This is a genomic window from Inquilinus sp. KBS0705, assembly GCA_005938025.2.
GTDB lineage: Bacteria > Bacteroidota > Bacteroidia > Sphingobacteriales > Sphingobacteriaceae > Mucilaginibacter.
Genome location: VCCI02000001.1, coordinates 158,085 through 179,061, shown reverse-complemented (window position 1 = coordinate 179,061; position 20,977 = coordinate 158,085). Strand labels below are relative to the sequence as shown.

Annotated in this window: 15 protein-coding genes; 14 read left to right on the top strand and 1 reads right to left on the bottom strand. The window is 43.5% G+C overall.

Annotated features, from left to right (window positions below; translation table 11 throughout):
* Positions 1–65: 65 nt before the first annotated feature.
* From FFF34_000825 to FFF34_000780, 10 genes are all read left to right on the top strand, one after another.
* Positions 66–3,110, top strand: a complete 3,045-nt coding sequence (locus tag FFF34_000825; GenBank protein ID TSD65974.1) for a tetratricopeptide repeat protein — start codon at positions 66–68, stop codon at positions 3,108–3,110.
* 33 nt (positions 3,111–3,143) lie between these two features.
* The gene (locus tag FFF34_000820) at positions 3,144–4,970 is read left to right on the top strand and encodes a hypothetical protein (GenBank protein TSD65973.1); all 1,827 of its coding nucleotides are present in this window, start codon (positions 3,144–3,146) and stop codon (positions 4,968–4,970) included.
* Positions 4,971–5,008: 38 nt separating this feature from the next.
* Positions 5,009–6,088, top strand: coding sequence for a hypothetical protein (locus FFF34_000815; GenBank protein ID TSD65972.1), 1,080 nt, complete (start codon positions 5,009–5,011; stop codon positions 6,086–6,088).
* Positions 6,088–6,801, top strand: coding sequence for a MotA/TolQ/ExbB proton channel family protein (locus FFF34_000810; GenBank protein ID TSD67927.1), 714 nt, complete (start codon positions 6,088–6,090; stop codon positions 6,799–6,801). The genes FFF34_000815 and FFF34_000810 overlap by 1 nt, the downstream gene beginning before the upstream one ends.
* A complete protein-coding gene (locus tag FFF34_000805; protein TSD65971.1) occupies positions 6,798–7,199 on the top strand; it encodes a biopolymer transporter ExbD in 402 nt (133 codons plus the stop codon). The genes FFF34_000810 and FFF34_000805 overlap by 4 nt, the downstream gene beginning before the upstream one ends.
* Positions 7,200–7,277: 78 nt before the next feature.
* Positions 7,278–8,087: an energy transducer TonB gene (locus FFF34_000800; protein ID TSD65970.1), complete on the top strand. Its 810-nt coding sequence runs from the start codon at positions 7,278–7,280 to the stop codon at positions 8,085–8,087.
* A 56-nt stretch (positions 8,088–8,143) separates the two neighbouring features.
* Positions 8,144–8,527, top strand: a complete 384-nt coding sequence (locus FFF34_000795) for a four helix bundle protein (protein ID TSD65969.1) — start codon at positions 8,144–8,146, stop codon at positions 8,525–8,527.
* A gap of 53 nt (positions 8,528–8,580) precedes the next feature.
* A complete protein-coding gene (locus FFF34_000790; protein TSD65968.1) occupies positions 8,581–9,888 on the top strand; it encodes a bifunctional folylpolyglutamate synthase/dihydrofolate synthase in 1,308 nt (435 codons plus the stop codon).
* A gap of 382 nt (positions 9,889–10,270) precedes the next feature.
* The gene (gene mgrA, locus FFF34_000785; protein ID TSD65967.1) at positions 10,271–11,260 is read left to right on the top strand and encodes an L-glyceraldehyde 3-phosphate reductase; all 990 of its coding nucleotides are present in this window, start codon (positions 10,271–10,273) and stop codon (positions 11,258–11,260) included.
* Between the two features lie 141 nt (positions 11,261–11,401).
* Entirely contained in the window at positions 11,402–13,858 is a 2,457-nt protein-coding gene (locus tag FFF34_000780) for a carboxypeptidase-like regulatory domain-containing protein (GenBank protein TSD65966.1), read from the top strand.
* A gap of 67 nt (positions 13,859–13,925) precedes the next feature.
* Here FFF34_000780 and FFF34_000775 read toward each other — a convergent pair whose 3' ends face one another.
* Complete coding sequence (locus FFF34_000775; protein TSD65965.1) at positions 13,926–14,456, bottom strand: GNAT family N-acetyltransferase; 531 nt, start codon at positions 14,454–14,456, stop codon at positions 13,926–13,928.
* A gap of 77 nt (positions 14,457–14,533) precedes the next feature.
* Here FFF34_000775 and guaA point away from each other — a divergent pair, with 77 nt between their 5' ends.
* From guaA to FFF34_000755, 4 genes are all read left to right on the top strand, one after another.
* Positions 14,534–16,063 carry a glutamine-hydrolyzing GMP synthase gene (guaA, locus tag FFF34_000770; GenBank protein TSD65964.1) on the top strand — a complete coding sequence of 510 codons (1,530 nt, stop codon included), beginning with the start codon at positions 14,534–14,536 and terminating at the stop codon, positions 16,061–16,063.
* A complete protein-coding gene (locus tag FFF34_000765; protein TSD65963.1) occupies positions 16,020–17,270 on the top strand; it encodes an amino acid ABC transporter substrate-binding protein in 1,251 nt (416 codons plus the stop codon). The genes guaA and FFF34_000765 overlap by 44 nt, the downstream gene beginning before the upstream one ends.
* The gene (locus FFF34_000760; protein TSD65962.1) at positions 17,267–18,469 is read left to right on the top strand and encodes an RsmB/NOP family class I SAM-dependent RNA methyltransferase; all 1,203 of its coding nucleotides are present in this window, start codon (positions 17,267–17,269) and stop codon (positions 18,467–18,469) included. Before FFF34_000765 ends, FFF34_000760 begins: the two co-directional genes overlap by 4 nt.
* 62 nt (positions 18,470–18,531) lie before the next feature.
* On the top strand, positions 18,532–20,934 hold the full coding sequence (locus FFF34_000755; protein ID TSD65961.1) for an FtsX-like permease family protein: 2,403 nt from the start codon (positions 18,532–18,534) through the stop codon (positions 20,932–20,934).
* Positions 20,935–20,977: the final 43 nt, after the last annotated feature.

Below are 20,977 nucleotides of genomic sequence, written 5' to 3'. Positions count from 1 at the left end.
TTAATTACTAATGTGGATTGCATTTTTGCGTTTAGCTATTTTAGCATAATCATTAGTCGCGCTTTATGATCAAACTTCAATACATCACACTTTCAGCACTCGTATTTGTAGCCTCTGCATCCTACGCGCAGCAAAACCCTTCTTTTCATATTAACCGCACCTATCAAACCGCCGGTGAATTGCTTAATAAGGAAAAATATGCTGCAGCTGCCGAGCAATACCGCCTGGTTGAACATGCCCAGCTAAAAGCAGGTTCACAGCCAAAGTTCGAGTCGGAACTATCATTGTTAAAAGAAAATGCGCAGTATTACGAAGCACTTTGCGCGCTTGAATTAGGTAACGATGATGCCGAAAGCTTGTTTAGTCGTTTTATTAAGGAGCATCCTGAAAACCCGCTGACCAAGATTGCCTACTTCCAGGTGGGTAAGTATTACTTTAAGCAGGGCAAGTTTGACGAGGCTTTAGTATGGTTTAACAAAGTAGACGCGGTTGACCTTAACGGCAGCCAAAACACCGAGTATAAATTCCGAAAAGGCTATGCCTATTTTGTTACCAACGATTATAAAAACGCGCAATTACTATTTGGTGAAGTAAAAAACAAACGTTCGCCGTTCACTGATGATGCCATTTATTACTTTGCCTATATAGCTTACTTAAATAAAGATTATCAACTGGCTTTGGTAAATTTTGAGCGGCTTAAAAATTCAAAAAAATACATTAGCAGCTACCCGTATTACATAACGGCAGTTTACTTTTTAGATAAGCGCTATAATGATGTAATAAGCTATGCTATACCTATTATAAACAGCACCAAACAGCAGCACGAAACCGAAATGCTGCGCATAATTGGTGCTGCTTACTTTGCCAAATCAGACTTTGACAACTCGGTAAAATATTACAGCCGCTTTGAGGATGCTGATAAAGGCGCTACACAAAACACCCAGGATAGTTACCAAATGGGTTATGCTTACTATAAAGTGGGCAACTATGCAAAAGCTGCTTCGGTGTTAGAAAAACTGGTAACCAATAACGATAACTATACCCAAAGCGGAAGCTATACTTTAGGTAACGTGTTTTTAAAAATGAACAACAAGCAAAGCGCACGTAACGCTTTCTTTGTTGCATCAAGGCTTGACTATGACAAGCAGTTACAGGAAGACGCCTTGTTTGAATATGCGAAACTATCTTACGAGCTCGACTTTAATGGCCCGGCATTGGATGCTACCCGTTTATATTTAAAAAACTATCCCCGCTCGGCACGTACTGATGAAGTGAAAATATTGTTAGGCGAGGTTTTATTAAACTCACATAACTATAAAGAGGCTGTTGAGATATTAGAACCTATCCCAAATAAATCGGCAAGCGCGCAAATAGCGTATCAAAAAGTTACGTATTACCGTGGGCTTGAGTTTTATAACGAACGCGCTTTTGAAAACGCTATAGGTATATTCTTGCGCTCGCTTAAATATCCAATTGATAGCAAGGTAAAGGCTTTAACCACCTATTGGATGGCCGAATCGATGTATGAAGTACGCAAGTACGGCGAGTCGGTAGAGAACTTTGAGGCATTTTTAGATATGCCCGAAGCCAAAGAAACCGAACTGGCTAACTATGCCAACTACGCACTTGCTTATGCCGCCTTTGGCGATGAGCAATACCGCAAAGCCGCCAATTACTTCGAGAAGTTTTTAGCCGGTGATACCAAAGATAAATATACCGAAAACGATGCGGTAAGCCGTTTAGCCGATAGTTACTTCTCGTTAAAAAGTTACGGGCAGGCGCTGGTATATTACAATCGTATCATATCTCAGCAAAGCCAGGGGCAGGATTACGCCTTGTTCCAGCGCGGTAATATACAAGGCTTACAAGGTAATTTAGATACAAAAATTGCCACCATGAACGAGGTACTCACCACCTTCCCTAATTCGGATTATGCCGATGACGCTTCGTTTGAAATAGCCTACACTTATTTTTTAAAGAATGATGGCGACCGCGCCAAGGCAGATCTGCAGGCAATGATCGAAAAATACCCGCGCAGCAGTTATGTGCCACGCGCGTTAACCACCATAGGTTTAATAGATTATAACGCCGGCAGGGATGATGAAGCAATTACCTCCTTTAAACGAGTTGTGCAGGATTATGCATCTGCCGATGAAGCTAAAACATCATTAAAACAATTAGAAAAAATATATACTGATAAAGGCGATGCGCAAACCTTTATTAACTATGCCGGCACTACATCTATTGGTAACTACTCTACCGCCGACCAGGAAAACATCATGTTTGCAGCAGCAAATAACCTTTACCTGCGTGGCGACTGGCAGGGAACGGTAAACGCGGTAAGCGCTTACTTTGATAAATTCCCGGCTAAGCAGATATATGAGAAACAAGCCCGATTTATACGTGCGCAAAGTTTGGTAAACCTTAAACAGTACGACCAGGCGGTGATTGATTATAACGTAATATTAAACGATTGGACAAGCGCCTATAGCGAAAAATCGTTAATAAGCATGGCAAAATTGTATATGAGCCAGCAAAAGTATAATGATGCCATTGTGTTTTTGAAAAAGCTGGAAACCAACTCGGAGTACAAAGCCGATTACACATTCGCGCTTAATAACCTGCTGCTAAGCTATTCGCAAATAAACATGCCCGACGATGTGCTTAAGTATGTAAGCCTGATAAGAGGAAACGAGAAATCGGCGCAGGAGGATAAATTTAAAACGGGTTTATATGCCGGTAAAGCATACCTGCAAAAAGCCGATACCACATCGGCCATTAACGAGTTTGACTATACCATAAGTAATACTAAAACCGTTGCAGCTGCCGAAGCCAAGTACAATATTGCCCATATTGAATATTTAAGGGGCAAGTACAAGGCATCGCAAAAAACCTGTTTCGATCTGGCTAAAGAGCTGCCAAATTACGATTACTGGATAGCTAAAACCTATATTTTGCTGGCAGATAATTACGTGGCTTTAAAAGATGATTTCCAGGCCAAAGCCACCTTACAAAGTATTATTGACAACTATAAAGGCGACGATGATATTTTGCAGACAGCCAAGGATAAAATAGCCGCGCTATCAGGATCTACAAATAATAAAAACTAACAGTACACAAAGAACAATAGAAAGAGACAAGCAATGAATCAGAAATACACACTTACGCTGCTTACCTTGTTAATGGCATGTTACTTTGTTCCTGCTGTTGCACAAACAAAGCCAAAGGTTAAAAAGCCCGAGCCAAAAACAGTTACTAAAACAAATAAACCGGTTGTAAAAGGCACGCCTGCCCAACAAAAAAGCAATGCAAAAAACTTAGGTGATGCGGCTTCGAAAATACCGGCAGTTGATACTACTAAAAAAGGCGGTGCCAACACACCTACGCCAAACCAGGGTGCCCTTGCCGAAGAAATTGTGGTAACTACTGCCTACAAGCCTGTATTGGCCGAGGCTGTAAAAATACGCCGCAACCCCGATCTGGCCGATAAAACACCATTTAAAGCACCGTTAAACTACGTGCCTTTAGATAAAAAGTTAGAGCAGGACAACAATATACGCCAATTAGAGGCAATGAAAAGGCCCGCAGAGCAAGACTCGGCCCTGTTAAATAACTATATTAAAGCCGGCGCAGGCAATTTAAAAACAACCTTAGCCGAAGGCTATTTTGCTACCGGCCGCGACGAAGCCCTGCAAGGCGGCGGTTATTTTAAACACCTTGCCCAGGCAGGCTCGTTATACAAACAAAACGATAGCCGGCAGGAAATTGGCGTTTTTGGAAAAAGTCTGTTAGCTGATAACAGCTTAACCGGCCGCCTTACCTATAAGCGCCGCGGCACATACTTTTACGGGTACGACCAAAACACTGCACCCGCAGCCGACTTTAACCCGGCTAAACAAACCTTTAATACCATAAGCGGCGAAGGCGAACTTGCCAAAAACTATAAGGATGTAGAAAATGATTTCACTTACGCCGTAAATTTAAAGGGATACCTTTTTAGCAATGCATTCCAGGCTAAAGAAAACAATTTGGTGCTTAGCGGTTATGTTAACCAAACTGTAAAACAGTTTTATGCGGGCCTAAGCGGCACTATTGATCTTGCCAGCCAAACCGATAGCGCTTACTCGCTTAATAACACCATATTAAGGGCCAACCCTTACATCAAATTCCAGGGCGAAAACTATAAAGTTGAAGCCGGTGTAAACATCGCTAAAGAAGTAGGCTTTTCATCCCGTTTCTATATCTTCCCTGCTGCAAAAGCCGAAGTACAGATCATCCCTAAATATGTGCGCCTTTTTGCCGAAGCTAAGGGAGATATCAACCGCTCATCTATCCGCAACTTTGCCGAACTTAATCCGTTTATCGGGCAAAACATCAATATTAAAAACTCTGTCGATCTGTTAGACGTAACCGTAGGTTTAAAGGGTACACTTGCTCCCGGCTTAGGCTTTAAAGCCGCAGTGTTCCGCAACTCGGTGCGTAGCCTGCCATTGCTGGTAAACAACTTTGCTGCCGAGGGTAATAAGTTTGCTGTGATATATGATAATGGCAAAGCAACCATAAGTGGCTTTAACGGCGAACTTGATTTTAAAGCAAGCGAAGATGTAAATGTTTTTGGCCGAGTAGAGTACAAAGATTATAAACTGGCCAGCGAAGCCGAAGCATGGAACCTGCCAAAATTTTTGTTAACCGCCGGTACTGCCATACACATAAGCGATAAGGTAGATATAACAGGCTCGTTACTGTTCCGCGGCTCAACTTATGACCGTGCAATACCCGGTGCAACAGTTGCAGCCCCTACCAGCATTAAATCGTTCGCCGATATAAGCGGCGGCGCTACATATAAGGTAAATAAACAGATATCTGTATTTGTGCAGGCAAACAATATTTTAAATACATCAAACCAAACCTGGTTATATTATCCAAACTATGGGTTTAATATATTTGGTGGCGTTGGGTTTAGTTTTTAAGCTTTTTGATGTTTTATAATTATCCGTACTTTTAGCGAATGGATGTAGGCTACTTTATAAGCGAACTGCTGGGGCAACAGGGAGAGGTAAGTGTACCGGGGTTAGGCTATTTTGCACACACACGTGTAAATGGTTATTATAACGAAGCCGAGGGTAAATTTTACCCCCCAAATTATAACGTACATTTTCATCCGCAACCTACGGATGACAGTACCCTTGCGCAGTTTATTGCCGAGCGTAAAAACATATCACTTGCATCATCAAAGTACTTTACTGAAAAGTATGTTAGCAGCATTAAGCAACAAGCCACCGCGGGCGAAGTAAAATTTGCTGACATGGGCTGGTTTTATATCAGCCAGGGCGAGCTACTGTTCAGGCCAAATAGCAACACCAGCACCGATCCCGAATTTTTTGGTTTACATCCGGTTAAAATTTACAAGCTTGGCAAACAGCCTGCCGCTCAAACCGGGGCCTATGTAACCGAAAGCGGTGAGCTGATTGAAAGCGAAGCCCTGCAAACAGAAACACCAGCACACCAGTTTGCTACGGACGAAGAGCATGAAGAATACCTTTTAGCCTATTCTAAAAAGAAACGCCGTAAAGCCATATGGGCATTTGTTATTTTGACAATTTTAGTAGGCGGCGGTATTTACATATTGATCAATAAGTTTGATCCGTCAGAAATTGGTATCAACCAGTTAATAGAAAAGCCACTGGCGCCCAAAGCTGCTGCCCCGGTAAAAAAGAAGGTAGCCAAAAGAGACACCATTATACAAGTAGGCGACGATACATCGTTATATATCCCGCCAAAGATAGCTAACGATAGCACTGCAAAAGCGGCAAGCGCTCAACCAAATGTACTCGATATACCTTTTCCCCGTTATGAAATTATGGGCGGTGCATTCCGTAATAAACAAGATGCAGAGAAAGCCATTGCCGACTATGCAACCAGGGGTATAACCGCGAGCATTGCCCAATTTGTACCGGGGCCAAGGGTGCATGTTACCTTAGGCACTTACCGTACAAAGCAAGAGGCTACAAAGGCGATTGCCGAATTAAAAAAGAATAAAAAACTCAAAGAAGCCATTTATACACAACAAATTAAAGGAAAAATATGATGCTATTATTGCAGGTTACAGATACAGCCGCAAAGCTAATTGATACTACAAAACAGGTTGCCCAACAAGTAGCAACCACACAAATACCTAACGAAGAACTACGATTTGGCGATTTGCTTTTAAAGGGCGGTTGGGTAATGATACCTATTGGCATTTTGGCCGTTTTGGGCCTGGTGATATTTTTTGAGCGTTACTTTACTATACGCAAGGCCGGCAAAAGCGAGGCCCATTTAATGACCCAGATACGCGGCAGTATACAATCAGGCGATTTGCAATCGGCTATGGCTATTTGCAAAAACAGCAATTCGCCGCTTGGCCGCATGTTACAAAAAGGTTTACTGCGTATTGGCCGCCCTATAAAAGATATTGAAGGCGCCATTGAAAACGTAGGCAAGCTGGAAGTAGCCAAGTTGGAAAAAAACATTGGCATAATTGGTATTGTGGCCGGTATTGCGCCCATGTTTGGTTTTTTGGGTACCATAGCCGGGGTAATCAAAATATTTTATGATATATCAAAAACAGATAACATTAGCATGGGTGTAATATCCGGCGGTTTGTATGTTAAAATGGTAACATCAGCAGCTGGTTTGTTTGTGGGTATTATTGCCTATGTGTGCTATCATATTTTAAATATGATGGTTGATAAGGTGATATTGAAACTGGAAACCGATGCCATCGAATTTATTGACCTTTTAGAGGAGCCGAGTAAATGAATTTAAGAAAAAGACACAAAGGCGCATCGGCAGAGGTTCATACATCGGCCATGAACGATATCATGTTTTTCCTGCTTTTGTTTTTCCTTATTGCTTCAACGGTAACTAATCCTAACGTAATTAAGCTGGTGTTGCCAAAATCGTCAAGCGGGCAGTCGGTATCAAAAAAAACCATTACTGTATCGGTAACAAAAGACCTGCGTTATTACGTTGATAAAAAAGAAATAGCCGTTGATGCATTACAAGCCACACTGGCCAGCTACAAAAGCCTTGCAACCGAGCTTACTATAGTTTTGTATGTCGACAAAACCGTAGCCATACAAGATGTAGTTCAGGTGATGGATGTGGCTCAAAAATTGAATATTAAACTGGTATTAGCAACAGAACCAAAAGGATAGACATTAGTAACAAGTATCAGGTATCAAGACCTAAAATCTATATATCTCTATACTTGATACTAATTACTTGATACAAAAATGGATTACAGGGAGGAAAATAATTATCCGAAAGCTTTTGCTGCAACAGGCGTAATACTTGCCGTTGTAATGGCTTTGTGCTATTTTATTGTTTTCCATAACCCGCCAAAGCAAGAGGAAGGCACCGGCGGTATACTGGTAAATTACGGTACAGTTGACGAAGGGACCGGCGATGATTACATGAGTACCGAAGAACCTTCGGTAGCCGAAAATGCTAACAAAACCAAACCCGACAAGATTACCCCCAACACCCCTACCGAGCAACAGCAACAGGTAGACAACAGCGATAAAAACGTAGTAACCCAAAACAACGAAGATGCACCCGAGGTTACCGCCAACAGCAAAGACCCAAGCACTACCGTAGCTACCGAACCCAATAAAAAACCTACCAAACCGGTAGTAAACCAAAACGCGCTTTATAAAGGTAAAACCAATAACGGCACCGGCGAAGGAGATGGTACCGGCTCTACCCCGGGCAATCAGGGTAAAACTACCGGTACTACGCTTACCAATAACTATAACGGTACCGGATCGGGCAATGGGGGCAACCTTAACCTTACTCAGCGTAGCTTTGTTACCCGCCCATCTATTGAAGATACTAAACGTTTTAACGGTAAGGTGGTAATAGAGATACGGGTTGATAAAGACGGTAATGTTATATACGCCAAAGCCGGCCGTGGTACTACCATTACCGATTACGACATATTAACCAAATGCGAAAACGCCGTGCGCAACTCTAAGTTTAACGCATCAGACACCGCTCCCGATACCCAAACAGGTACTTTAACTTTTGTGTTCAAAGTAAATTGATCTTTTAGTTGCAGTAGCGGTGGCGGTAGCAGTTAAAATTCTTATATTTTTGTAGTATGACAGGAAGTTTTAAAGAGCTAAAGGTTTATCAGTTTTCATTTGAGGCTGCTCAAGCTATTTTTCGTCTTTCAAAGGAATTTCCAAAAGAAGAAACGTATGCGCTAACTGACCAAATCAGGCGTTCATCCCGCGCCGTTTGCGCCAATATTGGAGAAGGCTACAGGAAACGTATTTACCCAAAACACTTTACCTCGAAAATGACAGATGCCGATGGCGAGGCTACGGAAACTACAATTTGGTTAGATTTTGCATTAGATTGCGAATATGTCAGTTCAGATGAGCATCAACTATTGCACACAAAGTATGCAGAGGTAGGACGTATGTTAAATTCAATGGCGAATAATCCCGAGAAATTTCTTCCTAAAATTCCTAATACTTAATATTACAACTGCTACTGCAACTGCCACCGCCACCGCCACTGCAACTTTTAAACATGGACTATAACGAAACCATCCAATACCTCTACACCCAGCTACCCATGTTTACAAGGGATGGTGCATCGGCCTTTAAAAAAGACCTGACCAATACCCTGGCTTTGTGCGAATTATTGGATAACCCGCAGCATAAATTTAAAAGTGTACATATTGCAGGTACTAATGGTAAAGGTTCAACATCGCATATGCTGGCGGCTATTTTGCAAACAGCCGGCTATAAAACGGGTTTATATACTTCGCCCCACCTCAAAGATTTCCGCGAGCGCATCCGTGTAAACGGGCGGATGATCCCGGAGCAAACAGTTATCAACTTTGTGATTGACCACAAGTCCGATTTCGAGCGTATACAACCATCGTTTTTTGAGATGACAGTAGCCCTTGCTTTTGATGTTTTTGCCCGTGAGCGGGTAGATATAGCCGTTGTAGAGGTAGGATTAGGTGGCAGGCTGGATTCAACCAATATCATTAACCCCTTGCTATCGGTAATCACCAATATAGGCTGGGACCACATGAATATGCTGGGTAATACCCTGCAACTGATAGCAGGAGAAAAAGCCGGCATTATTAAACCCAATACCCCTGTTGTAGTAGGCGAGCACCAGCCTGAGGTATCAGAAGTATTTTTAAACAAAGCGCTTAAAGAAAAAAGCAGAATTGATTTTGCTTCAGAAGATTGGGATATCGTATCTGAAAACAAGGATATTGATATGCTGACCATCGAAGTACAAAAGCAGCTTTTGCCAACCTTTGCCTATTCCGATGACCCGATACTCCATTTGCAGCTTGACCTGCCCGGTACCTACCAGGCAAAGAATTTAAAAACCGTACTCTCTGCTGTAGACGAACTGCGTAACCAGGGCTTTGATATTACCGATGAGCATATCAAAACTGCTTTAAAACAGGTGAAAACGCTAACAGGCCTGCACGGGCGCTGGGAAGTATTAAACAGGCAACCCCTAACCATTTGCGATACCGGCCATAACCCCGAGGGCATACGCGAGGTATTAAAAGATATTGCCACTGTAAAATACAAGCAGTTGCATTTTGTAATAGGCATGGTAAACGATAAGGACCTGAGCACCGTGCTGAGTATGTTACCTAAAAATGCCATTTACTACTTTTGCAAACCCGACATCCCGCGTGGTTTAGCGGCTGAAAGCATAAAAGAGCAAGCAGCCGTATTTGGTCTATATGGCGATGCTTATGTATCGGTAAAAGCAGCCCTGCAGGCCGCGCAGCAAAACGCCGCCGATACCGACCTGGTATTTGTAGGCGGCAGCACCTTTGTAGTTGCCGAGATAGTTTAACTACCCGGTTATATTTTACGCAAACAGAACTGCATCAAAATTACATTTCATATTTTGTCACTTTGGCACCAGCCCGTCCAGGCGGACAAGCGCGGACTTAAAAAAAACTTTTTTTATTGGGATATTTTTTTATGTTAGTGGGTAAGGGGTAACGAAAAAAAACGAAAACATCCCGCTATGAACAACAAAAAAATGGAATAATTTATAGCAGAAAGTGGAAACTTATAGGCCTATACAAGCTGTAAAGGCATTTTTTAATTTCAAACCCATATTTTAATTAACCATCCCTCAAATAATATCTTTGATGCGCCTGGCCTGATTTTAGCGGTCTTTCAATCTCCTTTTAAAAAACCTATTTTTATAAAATCAATCAAACTAAATAATGACCTATCTACCCTCACCAAAACGATACGACAATATGCAATACCGCCGCTGCGGTAAAAGCGGCATAAAACTGCCTGCCATTTCATTAGGCCTTTGGCACAACTTCGGCCATGTGGATGTAATGGAAAACTTTCGTAAAATACTACACCTGGCCTTTGATAGCGGCATTACCCACTTCGATTTGGCAAACAACTACGGCCCGCCCCCGGGATCGGCCGAGACCAATTTTGGTAAAATATTAAAGGAGGATTTTGGCGGCTACCGCGATGAGATGATCATTTCGAGCAAGGCCGGCTATACCATGTGGGATGGCCCTTATGGCGATTGGGGTTCAAAAAAATACCTGGTAAGCAGCCTCGACCAAAGCCTCAAACGCATGGAATTGGATTATGTAGACATATTTTACCATCACCGCCCGGACCCTGAAACACCACTGGAAGAAACCATGAGCGCCTTAGACCTCATTGTTCGCCAGGGCAAGGCCTTATATGCCGGTATATCCAACTATCCTGCCGAAGAAGCGGACAAAGCCATAGCTATTTTAAAGCGATTAGGCACCCCTTGTTTAATCCATCAGCCCAAGTATTCGATGTTTGTGCGCGATGCCGAGCAGGGGCTGTTAGATGTGTTAGAAAAGGACGGTGTAGGCTGCATACCTTTCTCGCCATTGGCGCAAGGCTTACTGACCAATAAATACCTGCAAGGCATTCCTGAAGATTCGCGTGCGGCTAAATCCACCGGCTTTTTGCAAACCAGCCAAGTAACTGATGAAGTTATCGACAAGATAAAAAAACTGAACGACCTGGCCGTTAAACGTGGCCAAACGTTGGCCCAAATGGCACTGGCCTGGTTACTTAAAGATACCCGTGTAACATCGGTATTAATAGGTGCCAGCAAACCCGAGCAACTCGCCGACTCATTAAAAGCATTAGACAATACCGCTTTCTCATCTGACGAGCTTTCGCAGATAGAAGCTATCCTGAAATAAACTGATTTCATATCCTCAGTGCAAAAAGGGCACATTTGAACTATTGTTTAAATGTGCCCTTTTGCTTTAACAATAATTAACATTGCGCATCTAACATCTTTGTTAAATAACACACATCTTAGTGCCAACTTAATCTCATAAATGAAACCTACCTTATTCCTGGCCTTTTTATTGGCTGTTACGCATACGTTATTTGCACAGGATGTAACCCTTAGCGGTAAAATAACCGACGAAAAAGGCAGTGCTATACCCTTTGCAACCGTGTACGTTAAAAACACAACCAAAGGTACATCAGCCAATAGCGATGGCGAGTACAGCATCAACCTAAAAAGCGGGCAATACCAGGTACAGTTTAAAGCAATTGGCTATGGCCAGCAAAGCCGCAATATCGATCTTAAATCGAACCAAAGCGTTAACATCACCCTAAAAAATGAAGATTACCAGCTTAACGAGGTAGTTATACGTGCGGGTGCCGAAGATCCTGCCTATGCCATCATTCGCAAAGCCATAAAAAAGCGTAAAACTTATTTAAACGAAGTAAATGCCTACACCTGCGAGGTTTATATAAAAGGCTTGCAAAAATTACTTGCGGCACCCAAAAAGTTTTTAATGTTTGATGTGCAAAAGGCTACCCGCGAAGCCGGCCTCGACTCAAACCGTACAGGTATCGTATACCTTTCAGAGTCGCAATCAAAGCTGAGCTTTATGAAGCCGGATAACATTCACGAGGAATTGATATCCTCCAAGGTGTCGGGCAGTAACAGGGCATTTAGTTACAATCGAGCATCGGACTTAAGGGTGAACTTTTACGAGAACCTTCAAGACTGGGAAGGCCTGAGCAACCGCCCGCTGGTATCGCCCATTGCAGATAACGCCTTGTTTTATTACCGCTATAAATACGCAGGCACTACTATCGAAAACGGCGAAACTATTAACAAGATACAAGTAATACCCCGCCGCGACCACGACCCTTGCTTTAGCGGCTACATTTATATTTTAGAAGATAGCTGGCGCCTGCAGGGCCTGGGCCTGTACATCACCAAAAAGGCCAATCTTAATTTTGTGGATACGCTTAAGGTGAATGAAGAATTCTTCCCCGTAAACGGCAAGGTTTGGATGCCCGCTTCTATTAAATTCGATTTTACCGGGGGCCTGTTCGGCTTCCGCATAGGGGGATATTTTATATCACTTTACAAAGATTATGACATTAATCCCCAATTGGATAAAAAGCAATTTGCCGAGGTGCTACGCATTACCAAAGGGGTTAATAAAAAGGACTCCGTCTTTTGGGAACAGCAACGCCCCATACCCCTAACTCCCGAAGAAAAAACCGACTATAAAAAGAAAGCTATACTGGCCGCCAAACGCGAGTCGAAGCCCTACCTTGACTCGCTGGACAGGGAAAACAATAAGATAGACCCGCTGAAAGTACTGTTAGAAGGTTACCACCACCGCAACCGCTACGACCATGAATACTATAATTTTAATTCCATTTTAGGTTCGGTATTTTACAATACGGTACAGGGTTTGGCGCTTGATTATGGCGGCTCGTTTACCAAACAAATAGATAGTGTAAACAATAAATACTTGTCTGTTTATGGCAAGGCTGGCTATGGTTTTTCTAACAAACTATTTTACGGCAGTGGTGGTGTGTCCTTCCCGGCGGGACCATTTATGCTAAATGTAACAGGCGGATCGGATGTGTTGGATATGAATGATCTCCAACCTATCTCCCGGTTTATGAACACTGCTCACACTTTGTTAAACAGGCAAAACTTTGAGAAGCTATATCAAAAAAAATATGCTTTGTTTAGTGCATCAACCCGTATTAACGGCGGATGGCTGGCCAGTGGCTATGCCGAGTGGGCCGACCGAAAATGGTTGCCCAATACCGCCGATTATAGCTTATTTCATCCAAAAGGGCACGAATTTACATCAAACAACCCTTTTATACCCGACCAGGATATAGCGGTATTTCCGCAAAACCAATCCTTTAAAATAGGGCTGCGCACCAGCTACGATTTTAGCGATAAATACGAAACCTATCCTAATGGCAGGCGCTATCTGCCATCTAAATACCCAACCATTGGTTTAAACCTGGTAAAGGGCTTTAAAAACGTATTAGGGTCGGACGTGGACTATACCTTATTATCGGCTGATATACAAAAATCAGATATCTCTTTAGGCATGTACGGCAAAACATCGTTTTATGTAAGCGCGGGTAAATTTTTAAATACCAACAGTTTGTTTTATACCGATTATCGCCATTTTGCAGGTAACGAAGCTGTATTCTATCAAAGCGGTATCAATAAATTCCTGCTGTTAGATTATTATAATTACAGTACAGGAGACAAGTACCTGGAGGGCCACCTGGAGCATAACTTTTCGGGTTTTATAACCAATAAGATACCCTTAATACGCAAGCTTAAACTGCAGGAGATAGTTGATATAAATTACCTGTACACCCCCACCCTTAAAAACTACACCGAACTGGGTTTTGGCCTGCAAACCAATACGGGCTTAAGGGTAATGTATGGCACATCGTTTAATAACAACGGCAAGGTAAGTAATGCAATAAGGATAGGGTTAAGCTTTTAGTGGTATGCCAGTCTCAGCCCGTCGAAAACCTGAACGATAACTAAAGGTTCAGCAAGCTTAAGAACTTTTACACACCCTTTCTCATTTTCACAATTCTTAGTACTTCCCCGTCGGGTAAAGGTTCATCAATAACCTTTACATCATGGTAGCCCATTACCTTGTAAAGCGGTACGCCTGGTAGGGTGGCACCCAGTTCAAATTTGGTAAAGCCATTGGCCTGGGCGGCACTTTCGCAAATGGTAATAATTTGCCGGCCAATACCCTGGCGGGCATAATCGGGATGCACAAAAAAGGCGCGTATACGGGCGGCATCGGTTAATGGGTCAAGCAGTGGGTCTTCAACTTCTTTATGCTGGTCGCCGCCATACAGGGTATTGCGTTTGCTCCATCCGCCACACCCTGCAATTACCCCATCGTTTTCGGCGACATAGTAAGTACCGTCGGTTATCAGCTGGCTATCGATGCCAAAAATGTATTTGATGGAACTGTCTATCTGCGCCGGGGTGTAATAGCCTATGCTTAGCCCGCGTACAGACAAGGCTATTAATGCCTGTAATACGGGTATATCGTTAAAGGTGGCAAGGCGAATACTGATCATACGGCTAAAATACCTTTAATGAATAATAAATCCGAAATCGAAAATTCGAAATTCAAATCAAAATCCTATCTTTGCCCATGCAAGAAAAAATCCTCATTCTTGACTTTGGCTCGCAGTTTACCCAACTCATCGCGCGCCGTGTCAGGGAGCTCAATATTTATTGTGAGATCCACCCCTTTAATAAATTTCCTGAAGTTGATAGCAGCGTAAAAGGTATCATCCTTTCGGGCAGCCCATATTCTGTTCGCCAGGACGATGCACCACGTTTCGATTTTGAAAAATACCACAACACGCTGCCTATTTTAGGCGTATGCTATGGCGCGCAATATGTGGCCCATTTCCACGGCGGCGAAGTTTTAGCTTCGAGCACCCGCGAGTATGGCCGTGCCAATTTGGAGTTTATTAAACCGGGTAACGAGTTATTTAAAGCTATCCCTGCAAATTCGCAGGTATGGATGTCGCATGCAGATACCATTGCACGCATTGCAGATGATTTTGAAATAATAGCCAGTACCGATAGCGTAGAGGTTGCCGCTTACCAGGTAAAAGGCACAAAAACATACGGCATACAATTTCACCCCGAGGTTACACACAGTACCGATGGCAAGCAACTGTTGCAAAACTTTTTGGTTGATATTTGCGGATGCAGCCAGGACTGGACTCCCGACTCGTTCATCGAGACCACCATTGCCGAACTAAAGGCGAAATTGGGTGACGATAAAGTAGTATTAGGCCTTTCAGGCGGTGTAGATTCATCGGTAGCGGCGGTATTGCTGCACCAGGCTATTGGCACCAACCTGCATTGTATATTTGTTGATAACGGCTTATTGCGTAAGGATGAGTACCAATCGGTATTGGATTCGTACCAGCACATGGGCCTTAATATAAAAGGGATTGATGCCAAGCAGCGTTTTTACGATGCCCTGGCAGGTTTAACCGATCCTGAAAAGAAACGTAAAGCCATTGGCCGTGTGTTTATAGAGGTATTTGATGATGCCGCGCACGAAGTACAGGGCGTAAGCTGGTTAGGTCAGGGTACCATCTATCCTGATGTTATCGAGTCGGTTTCGGTTAAGGGCCCATCGGCTACCATCAAATCGCACCACAACGTAGGCGGGTTGCCCGATTTTATGAAACTAAAGGTAGTTGAGCCTTTAAACACCCTATTTAAAGACGAAGTACGTAAAGTAGGTAAAGCTTTAGGCATCGATCCGAATATTTTAGGCCGCCACCCTTTCCCGGGTCCGGGCTTGGCTATCAGGATTTTAGGCGACATTACGCCAGAGAAAGTAGATATATTACAACAGGCCGATGCGATTTATATCAACAATTTGCGGTCGGCAGGTGTTTATGATAAAGTTTGGCAAGCAGGTGCCATATATTTACCGGTACAATCGGTAGGTGTTATGGGCGATGAGCGTACTTACGAAAACGTAATATGCCTAAGAGCGGTAGAATCGTTAGACGGGATGACGGCAGATTGGTGCCACCTGCCGTACGATCTGCTGGCCAAGATCTCAAACGAGATCATTAATAACGTTAAAGGAATTAACCGGGTAGTATATGACATCAGTTCGAAACCACCTGCTACAATTGAGTGGGAATAAGTGGTTAATAGTGATGATAGCTTTGATCTTGGGTGCATGTTCGCCCAAGATCAGAACTATACCCAAACCTGTTGCAAAACCGGCCGATAAGCCCGTAGCTGTTCAAAAACCTGCACCACAGCCTGTAAAAGAAGAGGCTAAGGTTTCTACCATATCATTAATACTTCCCTTAGGTTTAGACCACCTTATACCAGGTTTAAAATACAGTGCCGCAGGTCTTAAAAAAGCCAACATGTCGGTTGAGTTTTACCAGGGATTTAAACTCGCCCTCGATTCGTTGGCCGCAAATGGGGCTAATTACAAATTACAGGTTTATGATAGTAAGGACGATGCCGCACAAGCCCATAGCCTGGCATACAACCCGCAAATACGCGGCAGCGATGTAATTGTAGGCCCGGTATTCCCCGAGGATGTAAAGGCATTTACATCAGTATTAACGGCGGCGCGTAACCCAATTGTTTCGCCATTGTCCCCTGCATCACCGGCTACATTTAATAATCAAAACTTAGTAACCATAACCCCACCGCTGGAGTACCATGCCAAGGGAGCAGCTACCTTTATTGTAAATAAGGCTAAGCCAAAAAAGGTATTTATATTACTATCGGGCTTTAGCGATGAAAAGCTGTACACTTCTCCCTTTAAACGTACCATTGATAGCTTAAGCAAACGTAAAATACAGGTGGTTACCACCACCATAGTACGCGGCAACCTTACCCCGCTGGTAAAACAACTATCCGCAACCGACCAAAATATATTCCTGGTGCCCTCTACCAAGCAGGCATTTTTAATGGTGACCCTTCGCTCATTAGATACATTAGCTAAAAATTACCGCGTTACCCTGTTTGGCCACCCCAACTGGGAAAAATACGCGTTTTTAAAAGCTGCACTATTGCAACGTTTAAACACGCACATTACATCAACAGATAAGGTGAATTATAAATCAGGGCAAACCGCTATGTTTTTACGCAGCTACAGGCGCACCTACCATACCGAGCCTACCGATTACGCTATAAAGGGCTTTGATGAAGGCATGTACCTTGGCGAGATATTAGCCAACAACACAGACGGCCTTAAAAACCCGGAAGACATTGATTACACTGGTATACATAACAGCTTCCACTTTATAAAAAAGCCGGGGCAGGGTTGGATAAATACCCATGTTGATATATTAAAGTACGAGGATTTTGACTTGAAGAAGGTAGAATGAAAGCGATAAACCAGCTTAAAACGTTTCAGCGAATATTGGGCGAATACCCTGCTGATACCCCTTTAGGCAAATTTTTACCAGGCTTTTATCGCCAAAACAAGCAAATGGGCTCAACAGACAGGCGTGTTGCCGGAAGGTTGATCTATAATTACTTTCGCTTAGGTAAAGCACTGCCCCAACTACCGCCCGAAGACAGGCTGATGGTGGCAGAGCTATTGTGCAACACCCAAACCAACTCGTTTTTGCAGCATTTTAAACCCGATTGGGCGGCTTGTATTGGTTTTACTATTGATGAGAAGATAGCCCTGATAAAAGCTACCTACCCCGATTTTAAACTGGAAGATGTTTTTCCCTGGACGGCACAACTATCGGCAGGGATTGATAAAGTGGCCTTTTTAAAGTCGTTTTTTGTGCAGCCCGACCTGTTTATACGTGTAAACAAGGGCTTTGAGCAACAGGTAAAAACCGAACTAACCAAGGCCGGGGTTGTTTTTAAAGATGAAGGCAACGGCTGCCTGAGCATGCCCAACGGTACACGTTTAGAAGCCATATTCCCTAACCAGCATTGGTTTAGCGTACAGGATCTGTCTTCGCAACAAACGGCCAATTACTTTAAGCCGCAACAATGGGACAGCTGGTGGGATGCCTGCGCAGCATCGGGCGGCAAATCGTTATTGCTGCATAATTTGCAGCCGGATATTAAACTGGTGGTATCAGATATCCGCGAATCTATCCTGTCTAATTTAGACGACCGCTTTCAGCAGGCCGGTTTACGCAAGTACCAAAAAAAGCTGATGGACCTTACTGAGAACAACGAGCAACTTTTATACAATTATGCATTTGATGGTATCATTTTAGATGCTCCTTGCAGTGGCTCGGGTACCTGGGGCCGCACGCCCGAGATGATAGCCCAGTTTGATCTGCATAAAACTGACTTTTTTAAGCGCCTGCAGCAAAGCATTGTTACCAATGTAGTAAAGCACCTTAAACCCGGCAGGCCGCTTATATATATCACCTGCTCGGTTTTTAAGGCCGAGAACGAGGATGCCGTAAATTTCATCACCAAAGAATTAGGCCTGCAGGTAGAAGAAACAAAGGTGCTAACCGGTTACGAAAACAAAGCCGATACCATGTTTGTGGCCAGGCTGGTGGCACCTACTGCCCCATCGCCAAACGATGCTTTTGAGGAGCTTAGTTAAAATATGTTAATGTTTTCATTTATTGCATATTAGCTTGCTACATTAGGTTAAACTTTAAACCTATGCTGCAAAATTACTTTACCATTGCCTGGCGAAACATCTGGAAACATAAGCTTTTCTCGCTCATTAATATTTTTGGCCTGTCAGTAGGCATTGCTTTTACTTTGCTTATAGCATCATACGTATGGCACGAAACCAGTGTAAACGCCGACCTGAAGAATATCAAAAACCAGTACATCCTGCAAAGTAAATGGAAAGACCCTAACATGGGATACGAACTTGCCACTGTTGCGCAGTTACCCGTAGCTTTAAAAGAGCAGTACCCGCAGTTAGTTGCCGGCTATTACCACTGGGATGGGGTTACTTCCAACGTATCAAAAGGTGATAAACACTTTCGCGAGGGGATACAGATTGGCGACAGCACATTTATGGATACTTACGGCATAAAGCTGCTACATGGCGATACCCATACCGCACTTAACGATCCGTTTTCGGTAGTGGTAACTGAGGCTGCCGCTATAAAATACTTTGGCAAAACAGATGCCATAGGCCAAACGCTTACCATCGAAAATTTTTCGGGCCAAAAGCACGATTTTATGGTAAGCGGTGTGCTTAAAAGCACCTCCAAAAACTCGGTACTTCAAGTTAACGATAGTAATAAAAGCAGCTTATTTTTAGCCGCTAAAGCCGCCAAATTTATGGGGCGCAGCCTGGATGGTTGGAACAACGCTGCCATCGCCGGTTTTATAGAACTTAAAGAAGGTGTAAAACCCGAGGCTTTAAACGGCCCTATGCGCAGCCTTATCCGCAAAAATGCGCCGCCGCAACTGGCCGCCAACCTTACGCCCTACCTGGTGCCCTTAAGCTCGTATTATTTAGATGCAAACGGCGGTACCATTCGTAAAATGCTTTATACGTTATCGTTCATCGCCTTGTTTATTTTAATGATGGCGGTTATAAATTTTGTAAACATCTGCATTAGCCGCTCATCGCAACGCATGAAAGAAATGGGCATCCGTAAAGTATTGGGCGGTTTAAGAAATCAGCTGATATGGCAGTTTTTAACCGAGTCTGTGTTAATGGTTTTGTTTGCTACAATTATAGCCCTGGGCATTTATGGCCTTGTGTGCCCCTATTTTGCTAACCTGTTAGATGCCGATATTACCGGCTTATTCTCCTTCCCTGTTTATTTTTACCTGCTGCCTGTTTTTCTGGCACTATTTATAGGTATGCTGGCCGGTTTATACCCGGCGCTGGTATTGTCATCTTTAAAGTCGATAGACTCGCTAAAGGGCAAGCTCGACCGCGTTAAAGACAATGTGATGTTCCGCAAGGGGCTTATCGCATTTCAGTTTGCAACAGCAGCCATTGTGCTGATAGGCGCTATAGTAATTGCTAAACAGATCGATCTTTTTTTTGGTAAAAGCATAGGCTACAATAAAGATTACATAGTATATGCGCAGCTACCACGCGACTGGACCCGCCCCGGCGTACAAAAAATGGAAGATATACGTTACCAACTGTCGCAATTACCACAAGTAAGCAGTGTGGCGCTATCATGGGAGATTCCCGATGGCAACAGCAATACCGCCCAAACTTTTAAAATATCGGCAGACTCTACACAATCTGTCACCGCAGCGCTTTTATTTACCGATAACGAATATGCAAAGGCATATGGCATCCCGCTTTTGGCCGGTAAATTTTTTGAACCGCAATACCTTCCCGGCGATTCGGCCAAAGTTGTGATCAACGAGGCTCAATCAAAAGCATTGGGCTTTAATACCCCCGGGGAGGCCGTAGGCCAGCAATTCAGGGCGCAGGGGATGCCGGTACTCACGGTAAGCGGCGTGGTGGGTAACATACAGTTGGGTACCATGCGCACGGGCATGCAACCCATGGTATTTGCCAATGTAAATTACATTCCGTTCTATCGCTTCTTTTCCATTAGGCTAAAACCCGGAAATATGCAGGCCAGCCTTAGCTCCCTGCAAAACAAATGGGCCGAAGTAATGCCAAATGCCCCATTCGAGTATAATTTTATAGACGATGCCCTTAAAAAGATGTACAAAACCGAACTGCAACTAAAACAGGCATCGTATCTGGCAACCTCACTGGCAATTATCATTGTACTATTAGGTGTATTAGGCTTAATATCGCTCAGCATACAAAAACGCACCAAAGAGATAGGCATACGCAAGGTGTTAGGCTCATCGGTACAAGATGTCATCTTGCTGTTTTTAAAAGACTTTTTAGGCACGGTGGCCATTGCGGGGTTAGTGGCTTGTCCGCTGGCTTATATTATGATGCAGCAATGGTTAAACGGTTACGCCAACAAAATAAGCTTAACGCCTGTGCCTTTTGCCATAGCGATTACAGCATTATTGGCTGTTACCGCGGTGCTTATTAGCATACAAACCATAAAGGCTGCACTGGCGAACCCGGTAAAAAGTTTAAGGGCGGAATAAGCGAGGGAAAATTTAAGAACCAGGAGCCAGTATATCCCCTCTT